The following is a 12224-nucleotide window of genomic DNA, read 5'->3' as shown; positions in this document are numbered from 1 at the left end:
GCTCCCAACATCTATCCCAAGCTCGAGGCTGGATGTAGCCACTATAGCTGGGATCCTCCCCTCCCTAAGGCTCCTCTCAACAGCCTCCCTAGCATCCCTTGATAGGGATCCATGGTGAACACCAACTAGAATACCTCTCCTCCTCAGCTCCGCCCCAAGCCTCTCAGCCTGATCCCTTGTGTTGGTGAATATTATAGCAGATCCCCTCGAGCCTCTGAGGATCTCCTCTATCTTCGAGACCCTTGCCTCGAAGAAGGGATCTAGATCCCCACCTCTCTCGGAAAAACCTATTGGTAGGGGGCTATAGACCCTCGTGCTACATGGCTTGCCAGATCTATCCACTATAATCTCAACACCAACATATGATCCTGCGAGGAAGCGCGCAGCCTCCAACGGATTTCCAATGCTTCCAGAAAGCCCTATTCTTATGAAGGAACCAGTATATCTTCTAAGCCTCTCCAACGCTGCCACAAGCTCAGAGCCCCTTTCACTCGGCATTAGCTCGTGTATCTCGTCAACTATTACATAGTCTATGTTCGAGAGTCTGGGGGTGAGATCTCTATTCACAATTATATATTGGAGAGATTCCGGGGTTGTTATCACCATAGTAGGTGGCTTCCCAGTCATCCTCTTCTTAGCACTCCTAGGTGTATCCCCATGCCAAACCCCTAGCCCTAGGCCCAGCTCGTCGAAGAGGGTTTCCAGCCTTGCCATGAGATCCCTGTTAAGCGCTCTTAGAGGTGTTACATATAGGATCCTGGGATCCTCGCCCCCATCGCTGAGGATTCTAGAGAGTATTGGGAAGAGGGCTGCCTCTGTTTTACCACTGCCTGTTGGGGCTATTATCAATGCATTTCTATCTATGCTGAGGAGCCTTGGTATCGCGAGCCTCTGGATCCTTGTCGGCCTTATATATCCAAGCCTCTGAATAGCCCTTCTAAGCCTTGGATGTAGGAGTGAGAAGACATCCTCCCCCGCGTCTCCAGCCATGATCTCCTCAAACCCTATTCCTTAGACCGTTTGTCCCTACCGCTTCCTTATTATTTAATAATGATGTTTTTTGTGTTTGCGGTAGGGACTTCCACCTCGCCCACAGAGATCTTGGTATCTCTATGGGTTCATGGGTTGCTGTTGAGCCCAACGGCATGGGGCTCCCATCTAGGTTTAGCCCGCCTGGGCTTGGAGCAGAGCTCCCATCACCCGGGCGGGCTCTGAGGAAGAGGTTCCATACAGATGCTACATCGCGGTGCCACTTCTCCCCACCAACGCTGCATATCCCGACCCTGGTTTCGTCGCTATAGATTATCTCTGCTTTGTGGATCGGGCATTCTCTAGAGGTGTTCTTCGGATTTTCATAGATTATTGGGACACCGTATTCCCTAGCCTTCTCCTCGATAGCCCTTTGAACTCCTTTGAATGATGCTTGGAAGATCCTGTGTCTAAGCTGCTTATCTTTAATCCTAGAGATCATCTTCTCAGCAGGCTTCTTACCAAGCCTTTCAAGATCGATGGCATATCCCTTCTCATAGGCTGTTCTAACTATTATGCCAGCAATCTTCCACCTCGTATCATCTTTCTTCTTCCTCTCTTTTAACTTCCTCATAATCTTATTCTTAGCCCTTGTATTGGCATAGGGTTTATCGTATTTCTTCTGAACACTCTTCCTACGATAGTGGTATCCCAGGACTATCTTTCCCAGATCTGTTTCGAATAGATATGCTATTCCATCAAGAAGTATCGTGATATTATTCTCATTAACATCTATTGGTAGGAGCCCCCTAGGCTTGTAAGCCTCCACATCCCTAGCAAATGCTAGGTATATTACTAGCTGTCTGTTCTTCTTATCAAGCTTTATCCTTGCCTCTGAAGCAAGTTTCCACCCACGGTTGAGATATCTCCAATACTGCTTATGTGGCTCAAACCCCACCTCTACCCACCCCCTGTGGGTTGCTATCTTAATCGATGTTAAACCATTTAGTCTCCAAATGTGATCGTCGAGCCATATCGAGATCCTCCTGATCTCTGGGTATCCTCTTCTAGCAAGTCCCTTCTTCTTCCGCTTTATAAAGCTCTTAACCCTAGCACTAGCGTCTTGGCATGCTGTGTATATATAGTGTGATGGTATATTTGGATATAAGCTCCTCATCCCATGGTAATTCGATGCCTTAAGCCTTGTAAAGCTCGTTATATCATTTCTAATAGCATATATTGTTAGTTGCTCAACCATGTTGCGATACATACCCTCAAGCTCAACAAAAACATTGAATAACTTCCTGGGAAGCCTAATGCTCTTAACAACAACAGTCCTCGTAACTCTAGCCACTCTCCTCAACCTCCTCTAGAAGAAGCAACCCTCAGACACCAGCTATTCTCCAATACAAAAAGATATAACAAGAAATATTTAAATCTTTCAGCCCTTTGACTTCTTCTTAGCCTGTTTAGAGGATTTAGCCTTCTTCGGCTTCGCCTCCTCTTCCTCCTCAGACTCTTCCTCCTCCACCTCCGCCTCTATCGCCTGCCTCTTGCTATAGCCTGAGAGCCTATCCAATATCTTCTTAGCCTCATCTATATCTATCTTCCCAGATACTATGGAGTCCCAGAGCTCCGTCACCTGGATCATGGTGTTAATCTGATCCAAGCTTAAAAGAAGATCAGAAACCTCTGCCTCAGACTCAACCTCTTCAGCAACAGCCTCGCCAACTACCTCTTCCCCCTCAACCTCTTCAGCAATCTCCTCGATCTCCTCCCTCTCGCTCATCCGATACAAGCACCTACCAAATAGATAGAATATATAGGTATCTTATTAATACAAATATAAAGCTAAAAAACACTATCATCAAGGGCGGGGTTAGAGAAGTAGGTCGAGGAGCTCCCTCGGCGGATCTATGAATATGTCTAGAGGAAGGAAAGCCGTTACAGTGAAGTTAGGCACATCAACGAGCTGACTGAGCCTAAGATCTAGAGCAACACTAGCTATTATATACGCCTGCTCCCTCGTATAACCGATCTTCTCTAGAATATTTATAGCATTGAGGAGAGCATGCCTAGCAGATAGAGTTGCATTCTCAGACTCGTTCCTCCCATCAACAACTCCGAAGCCAGTTATAGCGAGTGTCCTCGACCACGAGAACCTCCTCAGAGAGCTCTCAGAGGGTTTGAAGATAGGTGAGTTGATATTATATCTCCTCGCACCCTCTCTAACCAAATAGAACCTCAGTTTAGCCCTAGCCCTCATCTCCACAGCTGTACCACATACCTCTCCATCACCCTGGGCGAAGTGAGCATCACCTAAGGAGAATAGGGCTCCATCTACGAATACTGGGAAATATATCTTGGATCCCGGGCTGAAATGCCTCACATCCAGATTCCCACCATTCTCCCTCGGAGGTATAGTTCTCAACCCCTCAGAGGCAACTGGCTCCCTCTTGGGAACAGCTCCTCTAGGATCGGGGGGTAGGACGAAGCCACCCCTAGCCCTTAGATCATCCTCCCTCCTCCTTATAGCCTCTAGAAGGGGTCTAGATGGAGCGACCCCCATAACGCCGAAGAACGGATCTCCGGGGATTCTTATATTAGGTAGATCCTGTGAGTGTGCATAGCCCCCGCTAATGCTCCACCTAACCTTATAGGGTTTTGGAAACAGATCCCTTAGAAAGCCGAAGCCAGGCACTATAACCGAGTATCCAAAGGAGTCAGCCTCGATATCGAGGACCTCGACAACCAATAGATCCCCTGGCCTAGCACCCTTTATATAGATAGGGCCTGTGAGTGGGTGTACAAGGTTGAGATCGGCATTCGAGACGTCATCAGCCCCCGGTCTATCTAGTATCTGGCCATCGAAGGCATCCCTTGTCTCAACCTCTACAACCTCCCCAGGATCGACCTCTACAGCAGGCTTTATATCGGGGTGCCACCTGTTATGGCATATATCAGGCTCATCCTCACACCTCAAGCCTGGCTTTATTGAGAGCCTTACTACCATTGAAAATCCCAACCCAAGAACCGCTTATGGGATATATAAGGATTTGCTGGTGACGCTTTATAGATATTAGAATGCCGTCCTCTATGGCTAGGTGGCTATATATCTCATAGATTTATTAGGAGCTTGGGTTTAGCTCTCTATAAGTGCTTCTAAACCCTCTATAGATCTTATTGATAGTTTCTTCTCGAATGTTACCTCTCTATAGTTCAGCCCTAGCTCCTCCGCATATCTCCATGCCCTTATAATCTCCTCCCTAGTTGGTCTTCTAGCTATGTCGAATGCGTCTGGGCTGAAGCTTGGCGAGCTAGGATCTGCATATGCCTCAGGCCTATATTGATCCATAACGTTCACAGGGGTGCCAGGGATGTTCTTAGCTATCCACTCGAGAACAGGTTTTGTGCAGCACTCAACATGGTTTGGCATTACGAGGTGTCTTATAACCATCTCCTCACCCCACTCATAGAGTGTTTTGAGGTTGTTAGCAACTGTCTCGTAGTACCACGGGGTTCTGGATAGCCTTATAGCGCATCTCCCAGGGCCGAATTTAAAGTCAGGTAGCCATATATCTATGAGGGGTCTTAGAAGAACCATGGATTCCCTTGAGAGGAACATGTTTGTATTGAATAGCATTGGGACGTTGAAGAGACCCTTATACGATCCAAACCTCTTGTCCATGGGATATGGTATATAGCTATCAGCCTTTGTTAGGAGGAGCTTATCAAGCTCCCCGCCCCTGGGCATTAGCTTGAAGCCCTCATTAGCTAGATACCATATAGCCTCTACTATGGAGTGGAGATGAACAGTAGGCTCACCCCCAACCCAGTTTATATTATGGCAGCCCTCGATCCTGAGGAGGAATGCTATCTGGGCAAGCTCCCTGGGGGTGTAGGGGACACCGTTGAATCTATCCCTCGAGATATCGCTATTCTGGCAGAAGAGGCACCTCATGTTGCACGATGTGAAGAATATAGTTCCAGAGCCATGTGTGCCTCTGAAGACAAGCTCCTCGCCGAAGTGGTGGAAGTAGGAGCCAACCCTGCTCTCTGTGGTGAGCATACATGCACCCAGCTTCTCACCCCTAGCCCTGTCAACGCCACATCTCCATCTACAGAAAACACATTTCCTCACAATAGCCCTAACAAGATCTCTTGCAAGGTCTAGCAAGCTATATCTAGGCTTATCAAGCCTAGTTATATCCTCACCCCCATACCTAACATCCCTCCAAAGCCTCAGAAAATCCTCAGTAGCCCTCTCATATATCGAGAGCCCCTCCCCAACAGAGCCTATCTCGTCAAAGCCATTAGCAGGGACAGCGACTCTATTAGCTATATTATATTTAGCAGGGTATCTATTGATAGAAACCCCTAGATACCAGCCAAGCCTATCTCCAAGCCTCTCCCATATCCAGAGCCTCTCAAAATCCCTATAAACACTGCCCCACATAGCCGCCTAGATAGATTCACAGCAGAGCTAATATATATAACCTTCCTCCACATTGAAAGAGTTACGGGATGTCTTATGAGCTATCATATAACTTGGATCCTCTATACGCTAGATCTCTATTAGCTCGTCCCCTCTAATGAAGCTCCTATACAAGCTCTCATATATCCCCTATCGATTATATGCAACTCTAGGGCTGAAAATATCTTGGTGTTAAAGGAGAAGTTTATATGGGTTGATAATCATCATAGCGATTCAAGCCCTTCAGAGCTATGAGATAGGTTGATACCATTAAAGCTTTATAAGCTCCGAGGATTATAGATTTATTGATGATCCGCCTGGGTGATGGGGGCTCTGCTCCAAGCCCAGGCGGGCTCTAAATATATTATTTGCTTCTACTCTAAACATCAAAAAGATTTCAGCCCCATCCCTCCCACGAGGATCCCCGCTTTGAGAGAGAACCTCCAGGAGATATTCCCCAACAGCAAGCTCCATCCTCTCAGCCTCTTGACAAAGCTTAGCTGCAACAACGCGTGGTAGCAGAAGAGTCTCTGTATCAGCCATGCCATATCCGTTTGTCACTAGAAGGTCTTTCCACACATCTTAAGGACATTTATAGTCGCCTCTAGGGGCTAGTGGGATCTGCTACGACTGAGAACCTCGTTCTATAGTGTGGAGGGGTGGGTTAGAATTAATAGCTAATATTTATGGTTTCCACTATTGATCTCTGGTTTTATACATAAATAAGCTGATCTCGTCTAACGCTCTTAAATATAGCTTCTCTGCTATGAGGGGTGTCTTTTCTAAGAGTATCTCTCCCTCTTCTATAACTTTCTTGATAAACCATGGAGGTGCTTCATTGAGGATCTTAATGTCTATTGGTAGCTTCAAAGCTTTTTCAAGCTCTTCCTCTAAGGCGAGCTTATAGTTTAAAGGATCTATATTGCCTCTGATATACAGTGCTATATCTATATCCCGAAAACCGTGTTCCCTTAGGAATGAGCCGTAGAGTATTGCTAGAACAACCTCGCCCCTCTCCCCTAAGAAGCTTTTTAAAATCTTTAACACCCTCTCCCTCTCCTCTCTTGAGAGTTTGTAGAACCTATACTTCTCGGATTCTTCAAGCCTCTCCAGCTCTTCTTCTAGAGACATAGCTTTTAACCTCCTCTATAAACCTCTTGACCACCTCAATCCCACTTTCTCTAGCCTCCCTATATATTCTAGTGTCCTCCACATCCCAGTATCTATGTACTATGAGGTTTCTAAGCCTAACAACTTTTTTCATCCGCTCTCCAGTATCTACGCTAATTATGCTGTTCTCGACAAGCTTATCGAATATCTGTGAATAGCTCTCAACTCTCTCGATATTAAGATCTTCTCTAAGTATATGTAGCCCGAGAGTAGCTGTGGCCTCCACAAGTTCTACTATAGCATACCTCAAGGCATATCTACTCCTCACATCAGCTATAAAGACGCTGAGATCAACATCAACGATCTCCTCTATGACATTCAGCGTCCTCTCTATATCTCGTAATAGCCTAGATACCCTATCTATATCCATCTAGAAGATCCCAACATGGAGGAATTATTCCGTGAGGATTTAAGCTTAATCAATATCCCTACAAATCTGGTTATGATGATGAGATCTATAGATCTATTTCTCTCGCCAGGCCTTACAACTGAAAGCCTGCCCTTTTAGGGTGGAGAGAATGTTGGAGACAGTGCTCTCTTAACTGCTTCTCTATGCAGCGGTGTTTGCCATGCAATTTCTTTGCCTATACCTAGCTCGGGATCCTTCTCTGGTGGTGGAGCATCTATCCAGAACCATGGATCTCGTTCATACATGTTATCAACTACTAGGTTGAGCTTAACAAGCCTATCTATGAGGGATATGCCTTCTCTACACATCAGAGCATCTGGATCTTCAATAGCTCTTGCCAACAGCTTCCTCTCATCCTCGCTTAGAGACATCATAAAACCTCTAATATCTCTCTCACGAATTAGCTCTCCAACCAGTTTCCCGATGTTCCATCTCTCCTCATAGAGCTGAGCCAGGATTCGCGGATTACCACCCGCTAACCTCCATATCTCCTCGAAGCCCGGCTTATCTCCTGGAAGCTGGTCATATAGTTGTTTAAAACCCTCCCTAGACATATTCCATATAGGAAGGATATCAGCCCATCTATGCCTACCAATCTCCCTCCTAGAAACACCCTCACTAGTAGCAACAACAGCAACTATAACATCATAACTCCTAGGAGGATACTCGATTAAACCTAAGAGACCTTTAACATAAATGGCAGCTTCTCTACCGGTTCCAATAACATGAAATGCTTCATCTACAAGAATAGCAAGTCTCCTCCTACCAGCCTTTAGAAGGGTCTGGGCAAGCATGATCAGGGCGTAGACAGCTCTAGCCCATGGATCTGGTGTGGCCTCCCCAATAATCTCTAGAAGCTTCTTTCTAACATCCTCAACACCGACCTCGGCTATGATTCTTCTTTCGATGGGGTTGATATAGATGACATCGAAGCCAAACTCTCTAAAGATCTCGGAGGCCTGCCTCATCCAAGCAGACTTGCCACAGCCCTCAGGCCCGAAAACGACTAACGGGAATCTAGTCCCTCTCTCAGCAAGATCGAGGATCTGCTTAACACCCCTATCACGATCGATAAACTCGATCTCTAAACCCCTTACAAACTCAAGCCTAATCCTCTTCATCACCACATCCATAGTCAGGATCTCGTAGGGCATAATAATGCTATATCCATAGACATAAGCTCCAAGCTACCCTGCAGATTTCTCTAACTATAAATAGACTTTTCAACATCATCAACGCCTCTTCTAACCATCTCACCAACTCGGTGTTATGCTATGGATAGCACGATTAGATAGACATTGTAGACAGGTATCTAATAGCCCCAAGAGGGCTAAGCAAGCTATAAAAGCCTCTTCTCGCAAGATATATGGTTAGAGCTATCAAGGGCTTAGCAGTTACTATTAAATATGTTTATATGTTTAATAATAATAGCTATTTCTAGGCATTAGTTAGCTTGGTAAAGGATTTCAGCAAATACCTCTGAACCTCCTCTATAGATCCCTAATCTTAACATAAAATTTCTTAGCTAATCCCTATCCATACCTACTATTATCTAGAGCTCTTCAAGAACCCTTCTAACAGCCTCTCTATGCAGGGGTGTCTGCCAGGCATTATGCTTACCAATACCAAGCACTGGATCTCTCTCCGGCGGTGGAGTGTCGATCCAAGATAGCGGTATCCGATCTGGGAGGGTATCAACCATTAGATTAAGCTCCACAAGCTTATCCATCATAGCTATACCCTCCCTACGCATTAGAGAATCAGGATCCTCGACAGCCCTGGCTAGAAGCTCCCTCTCCTTAGGATCTAGAGAGGAGATGATAGCCTTAAGCCTCCTCTTATCAATCAAATCTCTTAGCAAACCTTCGACATCCCAACCTCTCCCATAGAGTTCTGCTAGTAGCTTTGGATTCCCACCTGTTATCCTCCATATATATTCAAAATCTGGCTTATCCCCTGGTATTTGATCATATAGTTGTTTAAAACCCTCCCTAGACATATTCCATATAGGAAGGATATCAGCCCATCTATGCCTACCAATCTCCCTCCTAGAAACACCCTCGCTAGTAGCAACAACAGCGACTATAACATCATAACTCCTAGGAGGATACTCGATTAAACCTAAGAGACCTTTAACATAGATAGAAGCCTCCCTACCAGTGCCGATAATCTGGAATGGATCATCTACAAGAATGGCAAGCCTACTCCTACCAGCTTTCAAAAGCTCCCTAGCTAAGATTATTAAAGCCTCAACGGCTCTCAACCATGTTTCACGTGTAGATTCCCTAATGATCTCTAGCAATCTCCTCCTAATATCTTCAACACCAATCTCAGCAAGGATCTCTCTTTCAAGAGGATTGATATAGATTATATCAAAACCCAGCTCTCTTAGCAACACTGCAGATTGCTTAAGCCAAGCCGTCTTTCCACAGCCCTCCGGGCCAAAAACGACCTGAACATTCACAATTCCTTTCTCAGCCCATTCAAAAACCTTTTCCAAGGCAGGCTCTCTATCAGCAAATGTGATATCTAAGCCTTTCGCAAATCTAAGCTTAACTCTTTTCGCAGCCTTCAATACACCCACCTAGCATATGTAGAGTTATCTTCATACAGTATAATGGTCAAGTGATCTAGCACGATATATAACTCATATGTTTTAGAATAAACGCGATATAACGGTCTACGCATTGGAGAAATCTTCGATTGTGCTATCCTCATACGCCCTATATCTTCTATAAATTGCCACTTCCTAACGTAGAGCCCTATTCCGTGCATGCCACAATCATCTATATATATGTAACTATGATTTATATCCAGCGAAATAAGATCTCAGGGCTAGCCTATGGTATTCCGTATGGTGTTGACATGTTTATAAACAATATAATTCCATCCTTTTCTACTCCAAATAGTTCAGAGCGAAATCTCACCACATAACTAATGAATGGACCTAGTCTCTATGTTATTCCACAAGGCTACTGCCTATAATGTCTTTTGGCTCTATTCTCTTAACATCTGTTTTATCGAAGTCCTTGTCGAATGAGACTATTTGGAGTCCGTTCTTCTTGGCATAGTAGTAGTGGAGGCCGTCATCGAAGTCTAGACCTATTCTAGTTGCTAGCTCGCTTGCTATAATCTCTTCCTCTATGGATAGATCGACTACTGTTAGGCCACGCCATTTAGAGATTTCTGAGAGAAATATTGAGACGAGCTCTGGATCCCCTAGTATAGCCGAGATCCCATGTACTGTGAAGTGGAGAATGTAAGACCTGATATCTCCTGTCTTAACCCTGTTTAAAAATTCATAGCACTCCCTCCACCTAGCCCTTCTATATAGGAGCTCCAGCACTATGTTAGCGTCTATCAGATACATTAGCTCTCCTCCTCAACGCCTCAACCAGGTCTTCCCCGTTCCAGATATAGCTTGATCTAAGTCCCAAGCCCACCAAAGGATCTACAGTGCCTGGAGGCTTCTCTACACCGCCGAGCTTCTCCTCGAGAATATCGATTATAGCCTTTGAGAGAGCACCACGCCTCAAACCATATTTCTCAGCAACATACCTGCGAAATCTCTCAGCAAGAGATTTAGGAATCTCAACTTTAATAACCTCCACATCCCTCTTCCTACTCATGTTATCACCAAAGTACTATAGTACTAAAGTACCTAATAAACCAAAGCTCAGAGCTAATAAGATCTACTAATAATCCTCGGGAGAGCCTCTGACTGCTATTTTATGTTTCATGTTGGTATATATCTGTTGATAGCATCCACCCTTTTAATATATAAAGGCTCATATCACTATAGCGACTACCATAAAAATGAGGAGCCCACTATGGGCTCGATGAGCAGTTGCAAGGGAGGAGGGGCTCTCGGGTGAACGGTTGATATAGCTGTTAGCTATGTGGTAAATTTTCTTAGAGCGATCTTAACGGCCTCTCTATATAAGGGTGTCTGCCATGCTATACGTCTTCCTATCCCTAGCTCCGGGTCTTTCTCAGGAGGCACCTCACCCACCCAGAACCACGGGTTTCTCTCTGGTATAGTGTCAACGATTAGATTAAGGTCTGTCAACCTATCCATAAGGGATATCCCCTCTCTACTAAGCAAAACATCCGGATCCTCCACAGCCTGTGCCAAAAGCCTTCTCTCAACATCGCTTAACGACGCTACAAAGACATCAACCCTTTTCCTATCCACAATCCTCTTAACGACAGTCTCAACAACCCACCCTAGTCTATATAGTTCTGCTAGTAGCTTTGGATTACCCCCTGTTATTCTCCATATATATTCGAAATCTGGCTTATCCCCTGGTATTTGATCATATAGTTGTTTAAAACCCTCCCTAGACATATTCCATATAGGAAGGATATCAGCCCATCTATGCCTACCAATCTCCCTCCTAGAAACACCCTCGCTAGTAGCAACAACAGCGACTATCCTATCATAACTCCTAGGGGGATACTCGATTAAGCCTAACAAACCCTTAACATATATCGCAGCTTTACCCAAGCCTATAGCCTGGAATACATCATCAGCTAGGATAGCCAGCTTTCTCCTCCCAGCCTTGATCAGCTCTCTAGCAAGATCCACAGCAGCCCACACAGCCCTTATCCACGCCTCTTCAGAGGCCTCCCTCAAAATCTCCAAAAGCTTCTTCCTAACCTCCTCAACACCAACCTCTGCGAGGAACCCCTTCTCAAGGGGATTTATATAGATAACATCAAAACCCAGCTCTTTTAGCAATACTGCAGATTGCTTAAGCCAAGCCGTCTTCCCACAGCCCTCTGGACCAAAGACAACCTGAACATTCACAATACCTCTCTCAGCCCATTCTCTCATCTTCTCTAATGCATGCTCTCTATCTACGAAATCGACCTCCACATCGGGTGCGAAACTAAGTTTTATCCCCATGGTAACCCACTATGGATCGGTTTTTCTTACTAATACCGTTTCTCCCTAGATGTAATTCCAATCATTTTATATATGTTCTTGGTCTCATCTAGGGGTTCTACCTCGTCCTTGAGCAGGATCTTTCCCCACAATATATTCCTTTACCTCTTTGGGGCTCTTCTCGGCTATCTCAACCCCAGCCTTAGCAACCTCTACAGGATCGAGATTGAGAGTCTCTCTAAAGGCTCTTAACACGAGATCCTCGAGATCCAGACTTCTCTCCCCGCTCTTTTCATAGATATACTTAGGAGCCA

Annotated in this window: 14 protein-coding genes; all 14 read right to left on the bottom strand. The window is 45.2% G+C overall.

Annotated elements, in window-relative coordinates; all coding sequences use genetic code 11:
• Positions 1 to 990, bottom strand: a 990-nt coding sequence (locus QXE01_08840; protein MEM4971342.1) for a DEAD/DEAH box helicase, incomplete at its 3' end; no start/stop codon positions are given.
• 7 nt (positions 991 to 997) lie between these two features.
• The gene (locus tag QXE01_08835) at positions 998 to 2323 is read right to left on the bottom strand and encodes a transposase (protein MEM4971341.1); all 1326 of its coding nucleotides are present in this window, start codon (positions 2321 to 2323) and stop codon (positions 998 to 1000) included.
• 87 nt (positions 2324 to 2410) lie between these two features.
• Positions 2411 to 2758 (bottom strand): hypothetical protein, encoded by a 348-nt coding sequence (locus QXE01_08830; GenBank protein MEM4971340.1) that lies wholly within the window; start codon positions 2756 to 2758, stop codon positions 2411 to 2413.
• A 90-nt stretch (positions 2759 to 2848) separates the two neighbouring features.
• Positions 2849 to 3982, bottom strand: a complete 1134-nt coding sequence (locus QXE01_08825; GenBank protein ID MEM4971339.1) for an acetamidase/formamidase family protein — start codon at positions 3980 to 3982, stop codon at positions 2849 to 2851.
• Between the two features lie 129 nt (positions 3983 to 4111).
• A complete protein-coding gene (locus tag QXE01_08820; GenBank protein ID MEM4971338.1) occupies positions 4112 to 5425 on the bottom strand; it encodes a radical SAM protein in 1314 nt (437 codons plus the stop codon).
• A gap of 312 nt (positions 5426 to 5737) precedes the next feature.
• The gene (locus QXE01_08815) at positions 5738 to 6004 is read right to left on the bottom strand and encodes a hypothetical protein (protein MEM4971337.1); all 267 of its coding nucleotides are present in this window, start codon (positions 6002 to 6004) and stop codon (positions 5738 to 5740) included.
• A gap of 135 nt (positions 6005 to 6139) precedes the next feature.
• On the bottom strand, positions 6140 to 6574 hold the full coding sequence (locus QXE01_08810; protein MEM4971336.1) for a nucleotidyltransferase domain-containing protein: 435 nt from the start codon (positions 6572 to 6574) through the stop codon (positions 6140 to 6142).
• A complete protein-coding gene (locus tag QXE01_08805; protein MEM4971335.1) occupies positions 6543 to 6983 on the bottom strand; it encodes a DUF86 domain-containing protein in 441 nt (146 codons plus the stop codon). The genes QXE01_08810 and QXE01_08805 overlap by 32 nt, the downstream gene beginning before the upstream one ends.
• A 134-nt stretch (positions 6984 to 7117) precedes the next feature.
• Positions 7118 to 8176, bottom strand: coding sequence for an ATP-binding protein (locus tag QXE01_08800; protein MEM4971334.1), 1059 nt, complete (start codon positions 8174 to 8176; stop codon positions 7118 to 7120).
• Between the two features lie 398 nt (positions 8177 to 8574).
• A complete protein-coding gene (locus tag QXE01_08795; protein MEM4971333.1) occupies positions 8575 to 9597 on the bottom strand; it encodes an ATP-binding protein in 1023 nt (340 codons plus the stop codon).
• Positions 9598 to 9981: 384 nt separating this feature from the next.
• Positions 9982 to 10392 (bottom strand): PIN domain-containing protein, encoded by a 411-nt coding sequence (locus QXE01_08790; GenBank protein MEM4971332.1) that lies wholly within the window; start codon positions 10390 to 10392, stop codon positions 9982 to 9984.
• Positions 10373 to 10651 (bottom strand): hypothetical protein, encoded by a 279-nt coding sequence (locus tag QXE01_08785; GenBank protein ID MEM4971331.1) that lies wholly within the window; start codon positions 10649 to 10651, stop codon positions 10373 to 10375. The genes QXE01_08790 and QXE01_08785 overlap by 20 nt, the downstream gene beginning before the upstream one ends.
• 266 nt (positions 10652 to 10917) lie before the next feature.
• Positions 10918 to 11931, bottom strand: a complete 1014-nt coding sequence (locus QXE01_08780) for an ATP-binding protein (GenBank protein ID MEM4971330.1) — start codon at positions 11929 to 11931, stop codon at positions 10918 to 10920.
• An 84-nt stretch (positions 11932 to 12015) separates the two neighbouring features.
• On the bottom strand, positions 12016 to 12224 hold a 209-nt coding region (locus QXE01_08775), incomplete at its 5' end, for a hypothetical protein (protein MEM4971329.1).

The organism is Sulfolobales archaeon (genome assembly GCA_038897115.1).
Classification (GTDB): Archaea; Thermoproteota; Thermoprotei_A; order Sulfolobales; family AG1; genus AG1.
The sequence above is the reverse complement of the archived record's forward strand: the minus strand, read 5'-3'. Positions and strand labels throughout refer to the sequence as shown.

What these genes read in the sequence shown, in the direction of transcription:
- QXE01_08820 (MEM4971338.1), bottom strand. Translation starts at nt 5,425, where the DNA reads ATGTGGGGCAGTGTTTATAGGGATTTTGAGAGGCTCTGGATATGGGAG.
- QXE01_08780 (MEM4971330.1), bottom strand. Translation starts at nt 11,931, where the DNA reads ATGGGGATAAAACTTAGTTTCGCACCCGATGTGGAGGTCGATTTCGTA.
- QXE01_08800 (MEM4971334.1), bottom strand. Translation starts at nt 8,176, where the DNA reads ATGCCCTACGAGATCCTGACTATGGATGTGGTGATGAAGAGGATTAGG.
- QXE01_08825 (MEM4971339.1), bottom strand. Translation starts at nt 3,982, where the DNA reads ATGGTAGTAAGGCTCTCAATAAAGCCAGGCTTGAGGTGTGAGGATGAG.
- QXE01_08790 (MEM4971332.1), bottom strand. Translation starts at nt 10,392, where the DNA reads ATGTATCTGATAGACGCTAACATAGTGCTGGAGCTCCTATATAGAAGG.
- QXE01_08785 (MEM4971331.1), bottom strand. Translation starts at nt 10,651, where the DNA reads ATGAGTAGGAAGAGGGATGTGGAGGTTATTAAAGTTGAGATTCCTAAA.
- QXE01_08830 (MEM4971340.1), bottom strand. Translation starts at nt 2,758, where the DNA reads ATGAGCGAGAGGGAGGAGATCGAGGAGATTGCTGAAGAGGTTGAGGGG.
- QXE01_08805 (MEM4971335.1), bottom strand. Translation starts at nt 6,983, where the DNA reads ATGGATATAGATAGGGTATCTAGGCTATTACGAGATATAGAGAGGACG.
- QXE01_08810 (MEM4971336.1), bottom strand. Translation starts at nt 6,574, where the DNA reads ATGTCTCTAGAAGAAGAGCTGGAGAGGCTTGAAGAATCCGAGAAGTAT.